Annotated in this window: 17 protein-coding genes; 5 read left to right on the top strand and 12 right to left on the bottom strand. The window is 57.7% G+C overall.

The window, feature by feature from the left end; all coding sequences use genetic code 11:
• Positions 1-6 precede the first annotated feature (6 nt).
• Positions 7-2,802, bottom strand: coding sequence for a helicase-related protein (locus tag GS614_RS00085; protein ID WP_171725221.1), 2,796 nt, complete (start codon positions 2,800-2,802; stop codon positions 7-9).
• A 21-nt stretch (positions 2,803-2,823) separates the two neighbouring features.
• The gene (locus GS614_RS00080; RefSeq protein ID WP_171204570.1) at positions 2,824-3,432 is read right to left on the bottom strand and encodes a tetratricopeptide repeat protein; all 609 of its coding nucleotides are present in this window, start codon (positions 3,430-3,432) and stop codon (positions 2,824-2,826) included.
• 30 nt (positions 3,433-3,462) lie between these two features.
• Here GS614_RS00080 and GS614_RS00075 point away from each other — a divergent pair, with 30 nt between their 5' ends.
• From GS614_RS00075 to GS614_RS00065, 3 genes are all read left to right on the top strand, one after another.
• On the top strand, positions 3,463-3,753 hold the full coding sequence (locus GS614_RS00075; protein WP_152457676.1) for an SCP2 sterol-binding domain-containing protein: 291 nt from the start codon (positions 3,463-3,465) through the stop codon (positions 3,751-3,753).
• Positions 3,753-4,727, top strand: coding sequence for an alpha/beta fold hydrolase (locus GS614_RS00070; protein WP_171725220.1), 975 nt, complete (start codon positions 3,753-3,755; stop codon positions 4,725-4,727). The genes GS614_RS00075 and GS614_RS00070 overlap by 1 nt, the downstream gene beginning before the upstream one ends.
• 83 nt (positions 4,728-4,810) lie before the next feature.
• Positions 4,811-6,631 carry a M3 family oligoendopeptidase gene (locus tag GS614_RS00065; RefSeq protein WP_171228542.1) on the top strand — a complete coding sequence of 607 codons (1,821 nt, stop codon included), beginning with the start codon at positions 4,811-4,813 and terminating at the stop codon, positions 6,629-6,631.
• Between the two features lie 138 nt (positions 6,632-6,769).
• Here GS614_RS00065 and GS614_RS00060 read toward each other — a convergent pair whose 3' ends face one another.
• The 6 genes from GS614_RS00060 to GS614_RS00035 all read right to left on the bottom strand — a co-directional run bounded on the left by GS614_RS00060 (position 6,770) and on the right by GS614_RS00035 (position 11,306).
• On the bottom strand, positions 6,770-7,171 hold the full coding sequence (locus GS614_RS00060; protein ID WP_256368876.1) for a GFA family protein: 402 nt from the start codon (positions 7,169-7,171) through the stop codon (positions 6,770-6,772).
• Between the two features lie 98 nt (positions 7,172-7,269).
• The gene (locus GS614_RS00055) at positions 7,270-7,563 is read right to left on the bottom strand and encodes an antibiotic biosynthesis monooxygenase (protein WP_171725219.1); all 294 of its coding nucleotides are present in this window, start codon (positions 7,561-7,563) and stop codon (positions 7,270-7,272) included.
• A 113-nt stretch (positions 7,564-7,676) separates the two neighbouring features.
• A complete protein-coding gene (locus tag GS614_RS00050; RefSeq protein WP_170346639.1) occupies positions 7,677-7,946 on the bottom strand; it encodes a DksA/TraR family C4-type zinc finger protein in 270 nt (89 codons plus the stop codon).
• A gap of 58 nt (positions 7,947-8,004) precedes the next feature.
• Positions 8,005-8,979 (bottom strand): Gfo/Idh/MocA family protein, encoded by a 975-nt coding sequence (locus tag GS614_RS00045; RefSeq protein ID WP_171725218.1) that lies wholly within the window; start codon positions 8,977-8,979, stop codon positions 8,005-8,007.
• Positions 8,980-9,229: 250 nt separating this feature from the next.
• Entirely contained in the window at positions 9,230-10,126 is an 897-nt protein-coding gene (gene rpoH / locus GS614_RS00040; RefSeq protein ID WP_171116444.1) for an RNA polymerase sigma factor RpoH, read from the bottom strand.
• A 145-nt stretch (positions 10,127-10,271) separates the two neighbouring features.
• Positions 10,272-11,306: an RluA family pseudouridine synthase gene (locus GS614_RS00035; protein ID WP_171725217.1), complete on the bottom strand. Its 1,035-nt coding sequence runs from the start codon at positions 11,304-11,306 to the stop codon at positions 10,272-10,274.
• Between GS614_RS00035 and GS614_RS00030 the strand changes: the two genes are divergently transcribed.
• On the top strand, positions 11,305-11,607 hold the full coding sequence (locus GS614_RS00030; RefSeq protein WP_152457651.1) for a DUF6476 family protein: 303 nt from the start codon (positions 11,305-11,307) through the stop codon (positions 11,605-11,607). The genes GS614_RS00035 and GS614_RS00030 overlap by 2 nt on opposite strands.
• Before the next feature lie 49 nt (positions 11,608-11,656).
• On the opposite strand, the gene GS614_RS00025 is transcribed toward GS614_RS00030, so the two are convergent.
• The 4 genes from GS614_RS00025 to GS614_RS00010 form a co-directional block, all read right to left on the bottom strand.
• On the bottom strand, positions 11,657-13,552 hold the full coding sequence (locus GS614_RS00025; RefSeq protein WP_171725216.1) for an ATP-grasp fold amidoligase family protein: 1,896 nt from the start codon (positions 13,550-13,552) through the stop codon (positions 11,657-11,659).
• Positions 13,553-13,579: 27 nt separating this feature from the next.
• Positions 13,580-14,632: a glycosyltransferase family 2 protein gene (locus GS614_RS00020; RefSeq protein WP_171613694.1), complete on the bottom strand. Its 1,053-nt coding sequence runs from the start codon at positions 14,630-14,632 to the stop codon at positions 13,580-13,582.
• Positions 14,633-14,654: 22 nt separating this feature from the next.
• On the bottom strand, positions 14,655-15,326 hold the full coding sequence (locus GS614_RS00015) for a class I SAM-dependent methyltransferase (protein WP_170346632.1): 672 nt from the start codon (positions 15,324-15,326) through the stop codon (positions 14,655-14,657).
• A gap of 94 nt (positions 15,327-15,420) precedes the next feature.
• The gene (locus GS614_RS00010) at positions 15,421-17,304 is read right to left on the bottom strand and encodes a glycosyltransferase family 2 protein (protein WP_171725215.1); all 1,884 of its coding nucleotides are present in this window, start codon (positions 17,302-17,304) and stop codon (positions 15,421-15,423) included.
• 316 nt (positions 17,305-17,620) lie between these two features.
• On the opposite strand from GS614_RS00010, the gene GS614_RS00005 reads away from it, so the two are divergent.
• Complete coding sequence (locus GS614_RS00005) at positions 17,621-17,836, top strand: acyltransferase family protein (RefSeq protein WP_171116457.1); 216 nt, start codon at positions 17,621-17,623, stop codon at positions 17,834-17,836.
• Positions 17,837-17,925: the final 89 nt, after the last annotated feature.

The following is a 17,925-nucleotide window of genomic DNA, read 5'->3' as shown; positions in this document are numbered from 1 at the left end:
TTCGGATCAGTTGCCGTCCTTCAAACCCATCAGCGCGGCTGCAAACGGGTTGTCGGGATCAATCGCCTTTTCCTTTTTCGGCGGCCGCGACGAGAAGGTCTTGGCGCCCTGAGGCTTGCCGCCCTTCTTGCCATGCGGTTTGCCACGGCCATCCTGCGGTTTGCCGCGCGGTTTGCCCTTGCCCTGCCCCTGCTCGCGGCGCGGGCCTCGATTGGGTTGTCGCTGACGGGCCCAGGTGAAGGTGTAGAACACTTCAACCTCGGGTTCGTCTGACACTGGTTCTGCGGGAAGGCTGTCCGCGCCAGCCTCGGCTGCCGCCTCGGCGGGTGCGGCGACCTCTTCTGCCGCGACTTCACTTGCCGGGGCTTCTTCGGCGGTCGGTTTGTCCGCTTCAGCTGCCGCCGGCTGTTCGACCGGTGCAGGTTTGACTTTCGGCCGCTCGCCGCGTTCCGCCTTGTATCCCAGCCCCTGCATCAGGTCTGCGAACTGATCCAGGGTCATACCGGTGATCGACAGCATATCGGGTTTGGCTTCGAATCCCCCGCGGCTGTCTTCAGCGCGCAGCATGTCCGCCAAACGTTCCAACATGTCGATACGGATCGAACGCTCGCCTGCATCGCGGTAGCCACACATGGTGTCATAGCCCTGCGGTGCATCCTTGGCGACCGGCACGGTCACCAGGCCCGGAGGTGGCGCTTCGGGGAATTCCTGCAACCCGCTGGACAGCGCCCAAAGCACGAGACGCAGACGCGTGGGGGCCGGTTTCAACAGCAGCGGCATGAAAATGGTGAACTGGCCGAACCGGATACCATGCTTGCGCAAGGCACCGCGGGCGTCCTGATCAAGATCCTTGACCTCTTGTGCGACCTGGGCGCGGGGCAGGATACCTAGCGCTTCGACCATGCGGAAAGCAAAGCCTTTGGCAAGGCCGCTGAGTTCCTCATCGCGGGACAGGTTCAGCAGCGGCTCGAACAGAGCGGCCACCTTGCGGTCAATGAAGTGCTGCAAACGGCGCTGCACTTTCTGCTCGACATCCGGCCCCGCCGCTTCGTCAACGAACACTTCGACCATAGGTTTGAGAGGTTCCGCCCCGGCAACCAGCTTGCCAACGGCGTATTCACCCCACATCAGGCCACCCTGATCAGTGAAATCAATTTCAGTATCGGGCGCGTTGTAGAAGCGATCGGCGCGCAGATGGAATTGCGGCGCGAGTGCTTGCAGAGACGCCGATTTCAGAGCTTTCGCCTCGGTTCCCTGCGCGCTTTTGTCCGGGATGAACCGGAACCCTTCCAGACGACCGACGAATTCGCCTTCGACGGTCACTTCACCCTTGTCATTTACTTCGGCCAAAAGGGCCTCCTTCTGTTTGAGCCGGCGCAACAAAACCGATGTGCGCCGATCCACAAATCTTTGCGTGAGACGCTCATGCAGAGCGTCGGACAGTCTGTCTTCTACAATGCGGGTTTCGTCACGCCAATGTGATTCGTCACGAACCCACCCTTTCCGCTGCGCAACATATGTCCACGTGCGAATATATGCCAATCTTTTAGATAAAGCGTCGATATCGCCGTGGGTCTGATCGATCCGTCTGATCTGCCGTGCCATGAACTCGTCGGGAATAGATCCCCGTTCATGCAGATGGCCATAGATCACCTCCAGCAAGCTGGCGTGTTCCGCATGGCTGATACCGCGAAAATCCGGGATTCTGCACACATCCCACAGCAACCGGACGGACGGGCCGTCGCTTGCCCGGGCGACAACCTCGGTCACTTGCGACAGCGATTTCAAAGCGTTCAGGTCATCAGCAGGGCGGGCCTTGATGAGGTGTTCATCATCCGGGCTGACCTCAAGCGAGTCGATCAGCGCATCAATCGAGCCGAACCGAAGGGCGGCATTCCGCCAGTTCAGCTTTTTCATCGGCGTAAACCGGCTGTCCATGATCGCCTGCGCCACGCCCTCGTCCAGCGGCGGGGCCTCTCCGGTTACGCCGAAGGTGCCATCCGACATCCCGCGACCTGCCCGGCCTGCGATCTGCGCCAGCTCATTCGGCGCAAGCGGACGCATCCTGCGCCCGTCGAACTTGGACAGGGATGAAAACGCAACGTGGTTCACATCCAGGTTCAACCCCATCCCGATAGCGTCCGTGGCAACCAGGTAATCAACCTCGCCGTTTTGATACAGGTCCACCTGTGCATTCCGGGTCCGCGGGCTGAGCGCCCCCATGACCACCGCAGCACCACCTTTCTGGCGGCGCAGCAATTCGGCGATGGCATAGACGTTTTCAACCGAGAACCCCACGATGGCGCTGCGCGCAGGCATCCGGCTGATCTTTCTGGAGCCCGAGTAAACCAGCTGTGACATCCGCTCTCGCCGCACGAACTGCGCCTGGGGGACCAGCGCCGAAATCGGGCCACGCATTGTGTCCGAGCCCAGGAACAATGTCTCGTTCGTGCCGCGAGACCTAAGCAGACGGTCGGTGAAGACGTGACCCCGTTCCGGATCGGCACAGAGCTGGATCTCATCGATGGCAACAAAATCAGCGCCCATGCCTTCCGGCATCGCCTCAACCGTGCACACCCAATACTGGGCGCGGGGCGGTACGATCCGTTCTTCACCCGTGACCAGCGCCACCACCGACGGCCCACGGATCGCAACGATCTTGTCATAGACCTCGCGCGCCAGCAGGCGCAGCGGCAGACCGATCACGCCGGTCCGATGGCCCAGCATGCGTTCGATAGCGTAATGGGTTTTACCAGTGTTGGTCGGGCCAAGTACGGCCACGATTCGGGATGACCCGCTCACATTCGCCCCCTGCCCCGAGCCTTACAGCGCCTTGCCTTCAACCTGAGGCTTCAGCCGATTCACGGCATTGGTTACTTCTTCGTGATGAGGATGTATAGACAACGCCCGAGAATAAGCCTCGTAGGCTTTCCGAGGTTCCCCGATAACTTCAAAGATCAGACCCAGACCGTAAATAGCCTCATAGTGATTTGGATTCAGCGTCAGCACATGTTCCAGATCGGCGGCTGCCATACCAAATCGCTCCACCCCGAAAAAGGCAGATGCGCGCAGATGCCAGCCTTCGGCAAAATCAGGCGCGTGATCCGTCAGCGCGGTCAGGTGATCCAGAGCAGCATCGACGTCGCCCTCATCCAAGGCCTCGCGTCCCCGCTCCAGCAGCAGATCAGCCGACGCAGACCCCGATTGCGACCACAGCGCCTGCAACTGCCGATCCAGTGCAATTGCCTGTTCCGGGGTCGACTGCGCCAGTTTTTGCAGCAACTCATCCTCGTCCCGTGAATCCGCCTGCTGCGCGAAACAATTGGTGGAAAACGTGACTAGGACAAAAAGTGCCGCAACGGTACCTTTGAGATTGTGAATTGCAATGCTCATAACAATAGTCAGTGTAGCGTTGCGACCGGGGATGTCCATTCACGGCGCACTAACAATATGAGGAAAAGCATGAGCGAGACTCTTGAAAAGGCGGCTGCCGCACTGAACGAAAAACTGGATGGCGGCGCGTTTGATGACACGGCCAAGTTCGCCATCACCGATCTGGGTTCGATCGTTCTGGACGAAAACGGTGCGCGGGTCAGCGATGAAGAGGCCAGTGTCACCATGAGCGCTGATGCAGAGACATTCGAACAGATCCTCAGCGGTGAGCTGAATCCGACCGGCGCGTTCATGTCCGGAAAGCTGAGCATTGACGGCGACATGGGTGTTGCCATGAAGCTTGCCTCGGTGCTGGCCTGATGGAGTTGTCGCCGGCCCCCTTTTTTGAAGACGTGGCCGGCGGACCTGCCGGTGGAAAGGCCCATTGGTTGACGACGTCTGACCAAAAACGCATTCGCGTGGGTCACTGGCATCCGGATGATGGCGCACATGGCACCGTCATGATGTTCCCCGGACGCACCGAGTATATCGAAAAATATGGCAGTACCGCCGGTGAATTCGCGAAGCGCGGCTTTGCGATGCTGGCCGTGGACTGGCGCGGTCAGGGTCTTGCGGATCGGTTGCTGGACAACCCACGCATCGGCCATGTCGATCATTTCACAGATTACCAATATGATGTTCAGTCAACCCTGGACCTTGCCAACGCTCTGGATTTGCCCAAGCCGTGGTACGTCGTCGGGCATTCGATGGGCGGTGCCATCGGGTTGCGTGCCGTCATCGAAAAAGGGTGTTTTGCCGCGTGCGCGTTCACCGGCCCGATGTGGGGAATTTTCTTCACTCCGGTCATGAAACCTCTGAGCCGCGTTACCGCATATTGGGGCACCGCGCTTGGCCTTGGCGAACGCACCCCCCCGACCACGACGCTTGAAAGCTATGTCCTGTCGCAACCTTTCGACGGGAATATGCTGACCCGCGACCCGGACATGTACCGGATGATGCAAAATCAGCTGAATGCGCATCCCGAACTGGCTCTTGGTGCCCCTTCCAACCGCTGGCTGCGCGAGTCGCTGGACGAATGCGAATGGTTGATGGAACAGCCCGCCCCAAAAACACCCTGTCTGACTTTTCTGGGCAGCCACGAACAAATCGTGGATCGCAAGGCCATACGGACGCGCATGGCCAATTGGCCGAATGGTACATTGATCGAAATCCCGAACGGTGAACATGAGGTGCTGATGGAAGCACCGGACGTTCGGGGCCCGGTTCTGGACCAGCTTGCCAGTCATTTCCGGGCCAACCAATCAAATGGGGCGTCCAAGCTGGTTTCCACGTAAACCTTTTCACCTTGGGATTGGCCGCTTGTGATCCGCGCGCGCCAACCCTAGATGTTTGCAAAGCAGTCTACAAAAGGTGATCCATGCGCGACCTTCCCTTTCCCGTCCGTGACGCAAACGCAATGGGCGGTGCTGACAATCTGGGCAATCTTCCCGAATGGGATCTGACGGATCTCTACGCCTCGGAAGAGGCGCCCGAACTGGCGCGCGACTTGGACTGGCTGGAAGGCGAATGTGCCGCCTTTGCGGCAGACTATGAAGGCAAGCTGGCAGAGCTGGACGCTGCGGCCCTTTTGGCCTGCGTTCAGCGCAATGAAAAGATCAACGCCGTCGCAGGCCGTATCATGTCCTTTGCCGGTCTGCGCTATTACCAACTGACCACCGACGCAGAGCGGGCCAAGTTCCTGTCGGACATGCAGGAAAAGATCACCGTGTTCACAACGCCTCTGGTGTTTTTCACGCTCGAGATCAACCGGATCGAAGATGATGTGCTTGGGGCGCATTTTGCTGCCAACCCGGATCTTGCCCGATACGAGCCCGTGTTCCGGCGCATCCGCGCGATGAAGCCCTATCAGCTGTCTGACGAGCTGGAAAAATTCCTGCACGATCTGGGCGTTGTCGGCGACGCGTGGGAGCGTCTTTTCGACGAAACCATCGCCGGGCTGACCTTTACGGTGGACGGCGAAGAGCTGAACATCGAAGGCACCCTGAACCTGTTGACCGAACAGGACCGGTCCAAGCGCGAGGCCGCGGCGCGCGAACTGGCCCGCGTGTTTCAGGAGAACATCAAAACATTTGCCCGTGTCCACAACACGCAGGCCAAAGAGAAAGAAATCGTCGATCGCTGGCGCAAGATGCCGACCGCGCAAACAGGGCGTCACTTGTCGAACGATGTCGAACCCGAAGTGGTCGAAGCCCTGCGCGAGGCGGTCGTGGCCGCCTATCCCAAACTCAGCCATCGGTACTATGAGCTCAAGCGAAAGTGGCTGGGGCTGGATGTGATGCAGGTCTGGGACCGCAACGCGCCGCTGCCGATGGAAGACACCCGCACCGTGTCGTGGGAGGACGCCGAGAAAACCGTGATGGAAGCCTACGCCGCCTTCGATCCCCGCATGGCCGACATCGCGGCGCCGTTCTTCTCTAAAGGCTGGATCGACGCGGCGGTGAAGCCCGGCAAGGCTCCGGGCGCCTTCGCGCATCCCACCGTGACCGAGGTGCATCCTTACGTGATGCTCAACTATCTGGGCAAACCGCGCGACGTGATGACGCTTGCGCACGAGCTGGGCCACGGCGTGCATCAGGTGCTGGCTGCCGATCAGGGCGAGATGCTGTCCTCGACTCCGCTGACGCTGGCCGAAACCGCCAGCGTCTTCGGCGAGATGCTGACCTTCCGCAAGATGCTGGACCAGGCCGAAACGCCCGAACAGCGCAAGGTTCTGCTGGCCGGCAAGGTCGAGGACATGATCAACACGGTGGTCCGCCAGATCGCCTTCTACGACTTTGAATGCAAACTGCACGCCGCCCGCCGCGAGGGGGAGCTGACCCCAGACGACATCAATGCCCTGTGGATGAGCGTTCAGGCCGAAAGTCTTGGCCCGGCATTCGAATTCATGGACGGGTACGAGACCTTCTGGGCTTATATCCCGCACTTTGTTCATTCGCCCTTCTACGTTTACGCCTATGCCTTCGGCGACGGGTTGGTGAACGCGCTATACTCGGTCTATGAAAGCGGCGCCGAAGGTTTCGAGGACAAGTATTTCGAAATGCTGCGCGCAGGTGGATCAAAGCACCACAAAGAACTGCTGGCCCCGTTCGGGCTAGATGCCAGCGACCCGAAATTCTGGGACAAGGGCCTGTCGATGATCTCGGGCTTCATTGACGAGCTGGAGGCGATGGAGGGCTGAGACGCCCGTAACAGAGGGTGGCGACATCTGCCTTGTGGAAATCCTCCTTCCTCGGCACTGTCGCGCCCAAGGGGCTGTTGAATGCAAGCGTCCGCTACGTGGGACAATGCGGACCTTATGGCCCGAGCGACTGAACCGTCAGGATAGAGCTATCTCCAAACGGTCCAACGCATTGGGCGGCCACACCTCATCGAATTTGTAAAATTCCTCAAAGATAGGAATGTCTTTGCTGAGTGGCACCCAGGCCTGCTTGCTGTTGGTGAAAATCTGTACATCCGGAGGACATTGATCCGGGTTGTTCAATGTTCCGACGCGCACGTACCTTAGCTTGCCAAGGCGGATCATGTAGCTGCTAAAAACGGCGACGCCACAATCCCTACAGCGCGTAATGATCTGACCTTTCCCGCTTGGAGTAGAGAGCTCATGTTCAGTGATTGGCCCCTCAAACTGCACGCGATCAGCTTCAATGATTGCGTTCAAGACGTAGGCCGCTCCGGTTTGTCGCTGGCATTCGCGACAGTGGCAGCAATGCACGAACATGGGTGGCGAAGTCATCTTATACGTTACGGCTCCGCAACCGCATTTCCCCTTGATCATTGTTTCCCCCTAATTGCTTCCTTGCATTCAAGCCATCGCTCTTATTGAACCAGCTCATAATGCTTGATCGAACGCGACTCGACCAATTCGGCCTCCGCCGGATCGATATGCGGACTCTGGTAGTTATCGCCGGCAAAAGCCTTTAGTGACTCCAGGTTTTCCCAAATCATCACAAAGCTGAACTCTCGCGGTGTGTCAGCACGTGCGGCACCAGGAAACACTTTAACGATGCCCTTGGTACCCCTCATCAAGGGGATAGCTGTTTCATGGAAGAACTTGCTGAACTCTTCCTCTTTGCCTGGCCGTGTCACGACCTGAAAAATACGCATGATCATTCATCCGACCTCCGTAAAGTACGGTTCCTGAATGTATGAGCGCCTCTGGTTCTGCGAACATATCATTTCGTTCCGAGATTGTCTGCTTTGGGCTCATCGCGGCCATACCAAGATCACTTCAACTGACTGTCTTTCGATCCACGCCGATTTACACCGCCGCGCGCCTTGAACGCGCCGTCCCGCTCTTGCTGGCAATCCAGGCAGAGCTTTACTCCCGGCAACGCGACGCGACGCTTTTCCGGTATGGGTTCCTCGCATTCGGCACAATGGGTCAGGCTTTCGCCCTGGGGCCGCTTTTGCGCCTGCATCCGCGCCAGTTCATCTGAGATCGACGCTTCGATCTGTTCGCTTACAGCGCCGTCGCGTGCCCAACCTCCGGCCATCGGTCATCTCCTGAAACTGTGACACTCAGGATAGCTGAGCCGTTGGCCGCAACGCAAGTTACAGTGAAACCGCGCCCTCGAATACACGATCAATCACCTCTTGCGTCCCGCGTGAGAATTCCAAAGGGCAAGGATATTCCGCCCCATCCCTGATTGATCGGCAAAAGGCCTCGACCTGCAACTTGTAATGGTCTGCTCCGGGGAAGCGGGTGACCTGAACTTCAAGCCCCGGCCGGTGCAGCTCGACCCGCGCCTCTCCGAACACACGCGCATTGAACGGGGTCGTCAGGCGGATCAAACCGCTCTCGCCGTGAAATACCATCTCTTGATGGGGATGCATCCGTATGGACACATAGCTGGAATAGGTAAATCCGGGGAACTGGGCGCGTATTTCAGTGAAGATGTCGATATCATCCTGCCAACGGATCGCGGATTGCACCGACACAGGCTCTTGCCCGGTTGCAAAGCGTGCTCCACCGATCACGTAGACCCCGATGTCACGCAATCCTCCGCCGCCCGTTTCCGCACGGTTTCGAATGTTCCGAGTGTCAGAGCGATTGTCGAAACTGAATGCACCGGTCACATGTACCAAATTGCCGATGGCACCATCAGCGATCAGTTTCCTTGCAAGCTGCCATTGAGGGTGATGGACGGTCATGTATGCCTCGGCGGCCAGCAGGCCGCTTTCGTCCCGCTTTTGGATCAATGCGTCGAATTCATCCGCCTTCATGGTCATGGGCTTTTCGCACAGAACATGCTTACCAGCGCTCAAAGCCTTAAGGCTCCATTCCGCATGCATATGATTGGGCAACGGGATGTAGACTGCGTCGATTCCGGCGTCTGCCAACAACGCATCATAGCTGTCAAATACTTGCAAATCTGGGCAAAAGGACTGAAACGGTTCTGCCTTTGCGGTATCCGAGGTTGCCAGCGCGGCCAAGCGCGCGCCATTGGCGGCATGTATCGCCGGGGCCATGTATTCGCGCGCAAATTTCGCTGCACCCAATACACCAAATTGAACCGGTCTTTGCATTGCACCCTCCGTACTCGGCTTGTTTCAAATTACGCGCTTCCCGAGGGGGCACCAGCGCTCGTTCTGCTGCGAAATCAAAGACAAAACACGTCTTTTCCTAACACAGCTTTCGACCTTCAGCCATTGATTCAGGGCTTTGGTTCAGTTTCCGCCAACATTCGCAAAAAACGCCCCCTGATCATCAGAAGGCGTTTTCCGTTAATGCTTGAACGCAAAGAATCTTCCTGCGAGGCAAGCAGGGGCGCAACTGTTAGCTGACGCCCAACATGCCTTTTTCCCGCGCCAGATCCCGCATTTTCTTTTGCAGCTTCTCGAACGCGCGCACTTCGATCTGGCGAATGCGTTCTCGGCTTACGTTATACTGAGTGCTCAACTCCTCGAGCGTGACAGGCTGATCCATCAATCGGCGCTGGGTCAGGATATCCTTTTCCCGATCATTCAGCACATCCAAAGCCGCCGCCAGCAATTCCCGACGTGCTTCCAGTTCATCGCGTGCTTCGTAATCACCGGCCTGATCGGCATCCTCATCCTCAAGCCAGTCCTGCCATTGCATGGTGCCTTCGCCTTCGGACCCGACCGTGGCGTTCAGGGACGCATCGCCACCGGACATCCGGCGGTTCATGCTGATCACTTCTTCTTCGGTCACGCCCAGATCAGTGGCGATCTTCTTGACATTTTCAGGGCGCAGGTCGCCCTCTTCCAGTGCACCGATGCGGGCCTTGGCCTTGCGCAGATTAAAGAACAGCTTTTTCTGCGCCGAGGTCGTGCCCAGTTTCACCAGAGACCAGGATCGCAGGATGTATTCCTGGATCGAGGCACGTATCCACCACATTGCATAGGTCGCCAGACGGAAGCCTTTTTCAGGGTCAAACCGTTTGACCGCCTGCATCAGGCCCACATTGGCCTCGGAAATCACTTCGGCCTGCGGCAGACCATAGCCGCGATAGCCCATGGCGATCTTGGCCGCCAGACGCAGGTGAGACGTCACCATCTTGTGCGCGGCTTCGGTGTCCTGCTCTTCGACCCAACGCTTGGCCAGCATGTATTCTTCTTCCGGCTCCAGCAGAGGAAACTTGCGGATTTCCTGCATATAGCGATTCAGGCCGCCCTCGGGCGTCGGTGCGGGAAGATTTGCGTAGTTTGCCATTATTGTGTCCCTCCGACAAATGTTTAGATGTTTAACATAGGATATGGGTAAGGAACCCTTCCCATTCAAGAGGTGCTGCTAACAGTCTGGAATTAATCTTACGTTAAGAAAAGGTAAAAAGCCCTTTCTCACAGGAGTTTGCTTATTATGACAGCGGTGTGCGCAGACGTTCGACAAGGCATTGCATATCTTGCGGCAAATCGGCCTCGAACCGCAGGGATTCACCGGTGACGGGGTGCTCGAATCCCAAAACGGCGGCATGAAGCGCCTGACGGGGAAAAGTGCCTACAAAACCGGCGGCAGCGGCGGAGAACGCTTTTGCGGACAGCTTGCGCTTGCCACCATAAACCGGGTCGCCCACCAGCCCGTGCCCTGCGTGGGCCATATGAACGCGGATCTGATGCGTTCGGCCGGTTTCAAGCCAGCACTCGATCAGGGCAAGACCCGCCGGCACACCAAATGTCTCGACAACGCGTGCGCGTGTCACGGCATGCCGCCCGCCATGAAACAGAACCGCCTGTTTTTGACGGTCGGTCTTGTGTCGCGCAAGTTGCGTTGTGACGCGCATGATGTTTCCGGGTTCAAAGCTGATCCCTTTGACACCGCGCAACCGAGGATCGTTGGCATCCGGCACCCCGTAACACACCGCACGGTAATACCGTTCGACGCTATGCGCCGCGAACTGCTCGGCCAGACCGTGATGCGCCGCGTCTGACTTAGCGACCACCAGAAGACCACTGGTTTCCTTGTCGATGCGATGCACGATACCGGGGCGTTTCACCCCGCCGACGCCCGACAGATCGTCTCCGCAATGGTGGAGCAAAGCATTCACCAATGTCCCGCTGGGTGATCCCGGCGCAGGGTGCACGACCATGCCTGCGGGTTTGTTGACGACGATTACGTCCGCATCCTCGAAGACGATCTCGAGCGGGATGTCCTCGGGGCCGATATGGCTGTCTTCGGCCTCGGCCACGGCAATCGTGACCCGTGCCCCTTCGGCCACCTTGGCCTTGGGGTCGCGTATCTCGGCACCCTCGATCTGCACCGCGCCCCCTTCGATCAGACGCGCAAGTCGGGTGCGCGACAAGTTTTCCCCGTCTGGCACATCCCGGGAAAGCGCCTTATCAAGGCGAGGCGGCGGATCGGCCGCGATCTGAAACTCAATCTGGCGGGTGCCCATGACTGTCCCTTCCGAACCTCAAGAACCGCAGGAAACTCCGCAACTGCGATTGCTGCGGCGGATGGTCATGCTGTTGACCGCGGTGATGATTGGCGGGGTTCTAGTGACATTCGCCCTGATTGTCATCCGCCTATCGGACCGCACACCGACCTTGCCGGATCAGATCGCGCTGCCCGACGGCGCCCGGGCGCAGGCCCTGACCATCGGGGCAAACTGGTATGCCGTCGCAACCGATGACAATCGCATTCTGATCTTTGACAAAACAACTGGAAAACTGCGCCAGGAAATCGCGGTCGAATAGGCCCTGCCACCTGTTCCGGCGGCATGAAAGATCCGGGAATCGTCCAGCCTCAGCCGGGAAACAGCCGAGTTCCGGTCCACGCAGCACCCAGACGCTGATCCAGCGCATCCGACCGCATCTTGTGCTTGCCCGACACCGGCGCCAACATGATGTCACCCAAGCAAATCCTGTCACCAACCGGGAAAAGCTCTACGCTTGCGCATTCAAGGTCTTGCCCCAGGGTTTCAGCGATCCGGATCATGTCTTCAAAACGTTCGGGCCGGGGTTCAACAGTGCTGCTGGTTGGTGAATACAGCTCATCTGCAAGGTAATCGTAGTCGCGATCATGGAGCATCTGGATGCGCCCTCGCCCCCGGTCACGGTCAACCTGCACCAGCTGCACGCGTCCGGCGATCACCCAGAATTTCCAGGTGCCGGCCTGTCGATCCCCGGCGGACAAGTCTTCTTCGATGTAATAGAGGGGCTTTTGCGTGGCGCGCCACCATTCGCCTGTCCAGAACCCTTCGGGTGTTTTTGTCTTGTGCCACGCGGCCAGTTTCTGGTTGGCATCGTCGCGCTGCGTGCCATCCAGCGGGAACGACAGGGCCAGCTTGTGACCATGGCTCATCGTTCCTTTCAACCAATACTGGCCGGGCCCGAGGTCGAGTGTTTCGGGCAATGCCGGAATGTGCGCCCCCCACATGCGCTGTGGGCAGGCGAGCAGTTCCGAGGCGCTGCCCACGTATTTGGACCGGTCAGAAATCAACGCATCAGGGACTTCGCCAAACAGCTTCATGACCACCAGCTTTTCGGCGAACGTCTTTGGCGCGCGCAGATCGGGTAAAGACCGATGGCTATCCGCATAGTTGTACAGTGACATGCCAAGCGCATTCAGCCGTGCAGGGTCACTGCCATAGTGTTCCCAACCGCGCGAAAAACCGACGCGTAGCGGGGTGTTGGAGCCATGCAGATTGTCAGCTGCAATTGCGTCGAGATCAGCCTGTGCCGCCTTGAGATAGTCTTCCCTGTCAGAGAGCAGAGCAACGGAAACAACGCCGCCGGTGGCGTCGTGGATTTCTTCAGTCGTAGCGCGCAAGGTGGGCAGGTTTGCCGGAAACTCCACCGGTTTGAGGCCCGCTCGGCCGTGGCGCGGCAAAGGCGCGTCGCCCGGTCTCACCCCCAGGTTCCGCAAACGTCGATCCAGAAACGAATGCCGTTTGATCCCGTTTGCAATCCACCACCGCATCCGACGCCCCCACAGATGCACGGCAAGCGTTTCCTCTTTGATATACGCGTCCCTGAACTCTCGGACGTGAATGTCATTGGCCTGCCCTGCCCGTCTGAACGGCAAAGGATAAAAGACCGGTATGGGGCTGGCATGCTTCAACTCGTCAAAATGGCGCAGAAACCATGTCATGACGCCGGGGCCGTAGACACTGTGTTCCTGATCTGACGCATGAGGCAACTCTCCAGCCTGTTTAAGGCGTTCCAGTTCTTTCCGTTCCTCCCCTTCAACCCAAGGGCGGATCGGATAGGGATCCTGGCAGTATTCGGAATACGCGTTCAACGTGGGGCTGTCGAAGGGCAGCCGCATAACAGCATTGCAGATGGTATCGCGGTTGAAATACCCAAAAACATGATCGGCCCTTGGTATCGGGGCAAGCGCCAAAACATCCGTGTCGCACCACAGAAAATCCGTTTTCTTCATCAGGTGCAATCTGAAGATATCGGATTGGGGCACCGGCGTCTTGAACTGGTTGTTCACGATGAACTGCCTGGGTTCGTGGATTTCGTTTGCCGACACCAGTTCGATACCATCCGGAACGTTGTCGACTTGCCCATAGTGGAACAAAACAACCCTGTGCCCGCATTCGACGAATGACAGCATGCACATCTGCTCCAGAAAGCTCAGGCTGCCTTCCATCCACAGCATCCCAATCGTCGGAAGAGAGTGATCCGCAACCATTCGTCTATTTCTCCAGGGGCTGTTTTGTCAGGACTCTGTCCGGTTTTCGTCAGTCGAAGACGGCGCGCTGGACGACATGCGTTCCCTTACGCCACGGTCCTTTGCGACAAAATCCACAGCCGGTTTTTCAAGAAGTTTCTGGTACAGCTCATCATACTCTGGCAGTTTCAGCAGATCGTTGATCAGGGCCTTGTGCCAGCGGAACGCTCTTCTATGTAGCCGTCGAAGCCTGTCGTCGGCGCGAAACTCTTCCAGCGCCGCATCCACTTCATCCTTGTACCGCAGGATTGTTTCATCCTTGGCACCGCCACGGTTCCAGCGGTCCCAATATTCGGTTCCAAGTGTCTGCGAGGAATGATTTGCCCGACCTCGGCTGCGCTTGGCCAGATAGGCCTGCGTGGATCTGACGGCATAGTGGTTGATCTGTGCGACTTCAAAACCAAACGGAGGCGAGACATGGTTGCCGAAGGGCGCAGGTTCCGTGGCGTGCCCTCCGGGCACGGACCGGAACACGCCGGCCTGAAGTTCGGGACGGGGGTGCGGGTTGTGCAACCCGAAACGAAGATAGAAATCGCCCTGCCTGAACAGGGATTTGACAAACCGGCGCCCTGCCCCGCCTTGTTCGAAATCCAGTTCACAATCGAAGAACTGCCGCGTCACCAGCGTATCGCGCATAACATGCCGACCACTGTTCGAGAAAATCTTCCAGGGGATGGAAATGACGTCAACGCCGGGCGTTGCCTCGATCAGATCATCAACCCTGTGATTTCCAACGTGAATATTCAGGAATTCATCCGCGTCGCCGACATATATCCACTTTGCGTCTTTCACCACCGGCAAGCGCCGTGCCTGTCGCAGCGCAGACCGATGAATCCCTCCGGTTCCAACCCGGTTCCTGTGAAACTCCACATGGCCCAAGTCCTGCAACCGTCTCAGAATCTGGTTGGTGCCGTCTGTACAGTCATTGGTGTAGACAATGATCCGGTCAAACCCCAGCACCTTGTGATGGGCCACCCATTCCAGAATATAGGGGCCCTCGTTCTTCATCGCAGTGATGAGGATCTTTTCAGGCTTTTCCATCGCTGCCACTTATCCCCGCCGCCTAGTCGTTCTGACCTTTGCTGTCATCTTGCGGGACAATCTTTTCGATGGCGATCTGCGCGCCGGCAATCGCGCGGATGCGCAGCTCTCGGGGGTGCTGGCCCAGAAACTCGTTGACCGCACGGATCACGCCGTCGCCCCACCAGCCGCGGCGGTGGTAGTCGTCGAATGCCATGATCCCACCGGGTTTGATCTTGGGAAACAAAGCGGCCAGATCGGCGGTCACGCCCTCATATGAATGATCCCCATCAACATAGGCAAACGAGATGCTGTCATCATCGAAAAGCTCCAACGCAGGTACCGAAAAATCGCGTATGATACCAACCTTGCCTTCTTCGATCTCGGCCTCGAAAGACTTTACGACCTTCTGGAAGATGGCCTCCATCTTTTCATCTTCGGTCCGGCCCACAAACGCGGTTGTGTGTGATTCCTCACCAATATGTTTCCATGGGTCGATCAGAAAAAGCTGACTGGGCTCGATCAGTTTCAGAATGGTCGGAGAGAACTCACCCTGCCAGACACCGATTTCAACGGCCAAGCCCCCCTTTGGCAAACGCGAAAGGAATGTGCGACGGATTGCTTCCTTGCTGTTCTTGCGCTTGGTCGCCTTGTCAGCCTTCGGTTTCTTCTGGCTGCCGGGCGCAACACCGATAACCTTGGATTCGTTTGACATCTCGACCTCACTTGCAGACGGGTATCCTGTTCACGCAGAACCCGTTTTGTTTATTGAAACATGGCTACCACGCCGTCGGCGCAAGAACCAGAAGCTATGCATCCTTTTTGTCAAGTGGTGGCAACTTGTCGATACCAAGCCACGGTGGCTGCAAGCTGGTTACCCGGTACCGCGCAGCATTGCGCCCCAGGAAACTGTTTATCGCCGCATTCATACCCGTATACGACCCGCCACCAAGACGGCGATAAGATGTGAATGCGATACTGCCCCCGGGTGCAAGAACCCGGTCGATGCGGCGCAACAGCTGGGTCATCACCTGCTCTGCCCGCACCCCGCGGATGATGACGACACCGACGCTTTCGTCTTCAAACAGCTTCAGCATCAAGGGGGGCAGTGCCCGGTAGACACGCAATCGTCCGGCAAGAATGGGGTCGCGGAAATATTCCAGCAATGCATAGAACGTGCGGTCCAACGCCTGTAGCTCGGGATCCTGGGTTGCATCCGGGCAGGTGAAACCGTCCCATGACAGCCCCCACGGTCCTATGACCGTCAATCTCTCGACAGCGTCAAGGTCAAGTATTTCTTCAATGATTTCAGTCTCAACATGTCCGATCAGCACCCAGTTCTTCTTGCCACTGATCGATCGAAGAAAACTCTGCCGCTGGTCTTTTGTTCTTTCAACTTCCGGGGGGACAGCAGGCAGGTAGACAGGATCCTTTGGATCAAACGGCACCGAAACTTGTTTGGCATCCGTGATTTGCGCGTGCTGCGCGGCGGCCTCTTCGTAATCGAATGAGGTTTCGAGGGAGTCGAGCCGAACAAACCAGGGGAAATTGTATGGCCTGGAGTTCTCGGGCTTGGACATCTTGCCAAGCCGCGTCCATTTCGCGACCTGGGCAAATGTGATTTCCGGGTCCTTGTACATTTCGGCGTTGAAGGACAGATCGCCGTCTTCCATCACGCCGAGGTCCAGCGCCTTGACATAGCGCCCGCTGCGAAAGCGGCTGAACTTTGCAACGAAATCCTGCGCCACCTCAGTTTTTCTGAGGCTTGCGATACGTTCCTTGTGAAATGCAACCGCCTGATGATGCAATTGCCCCAGAACAGGATCGGATCGCAGTTTTTCGTAGACCTCCCGCAGTCGCGCGACTTTGGACAGGATCGAGGTTTCTTCGATGTCGTTATAGCAATGCAGCTTCCAGTAAGCCTGACCGGTTGCCTCCATCTTCGGATGAAAGCTCGAGGTGTTCACATCCCCGCGCAACCGTTTCATCAGATAGCTTTCCACGGACCTCACCGCATAGTGGTTCATCCGAAAAAGCCTGCGACCAAACCCGGCGCCCGTTGATGAATACGCCCACCCGCGTCTTCGCATGGCCGGCGGCAACGGATCCCCGTCCCCGTCGACCCAAGCAAATCGATCCGCCTTGTTGGGTATCGGGCCGCGCGGTCGATGCGTGCTGATTGTGCGATACGATCCGTTGTTGCGAAACAGCGATTTGAACGCCCGCAAGTTGTGAGGACTGACGGCGCCAAGCTCGCCCGCACGGGTGAATTGCTCGACAATGAACCTGTCTTCGAACTCGACGATTCCGTTGTGCCCGAATAACTGCCAGATTGCGGCGAAACCGTCCGCATGCGGCAATGCACGAAACAAATCGTCCAGTGTTCCGTCGCCGACGCGAATATCAAGAAATTCATCCACGTCGCAGACCAATATCCATTCGGCTTCTTTGCACCAGGGGTGTTCCATGGCGTTTGCATAAGCTGAAGCCTGAGGTCCAAATTCCCACGGGTCGGGATTGTCGATATGCGCCAGAAACCCCAGTTCCTGGCACCGCTGAAGGATCGTGTCGGTGCCATCGGAACAATCGTTCGAATTGACGATAAAATGGGTGAAGCCGATCGAAAGATAGTATGCAATCCATTCCAGGATGAACGGCCCCTCGTCTTTCATCGTGGATATGACAAGTCTCATCGCGTCTACCTGTACCCGTGGCCCGCAAATTCAGGATAGCGGGAAAAAACACATCTTTGCAGATGTGTAGCGCGCATCCCTGCCTGCGGCTTTGTTACGGGCCCCGGAAATGCAATGCAAGTGGACGAGCCCGCCGGTTCAACGTCTGCCAACTCCAGATCCCGCAGACGGCCACGGCCCCGCACACAGCGATCCCCCAGCGTGTCTCCGCCTTGAAACCGTCATTCGGATTGCCATCGCGCGCCAACCATCTATCGCTGGCATTCACCGCTGTCGAAGTCATTTGGCAGCACAGGCGCGGCATCTCGAGTGGATCATGACAGGCAATCTCAAAGATCAAAGGGCGCATGGCCTTGATTCACTGCGCGGTATCGCGGCGTCTGCGGTCGTGTTTGTACACGCGGTGAAAATTCATCCGCTTGGTGTCGATTACACAGACTGGGGTGTCGACTATTTTTCGATGGGGGTGCCGCTGTTTTTCATAATCAGCGCGATGTCCATGTCGCTGGCTTACCCAAAAGGAGTGCCCTGAGCAGCCTCATCTGACTGGTCCAAATTGATTGTTAGTGCATTGTCGGCCTGCGATCCATTGGTATGATGGTTTCGGGCGCTGGCGGGCGA

The sequence above is a fragment of the Ruegeria sp. HKCCD6604 genome (assembly GCF_013110635.1).
In the GTDB taxonomy this organism is placed as follows: domain Bacteria; phylum Pseudomonadota; class Alphaproteobacteria; order Rhodobacterales; family Rhodobacteraceae; genus Ruegeria.
The sequence above is the reverse complement of the archived record's forward strand: the minus strand, read 5'-3'. Positions and strand labels throughout refer to the sequence as shown.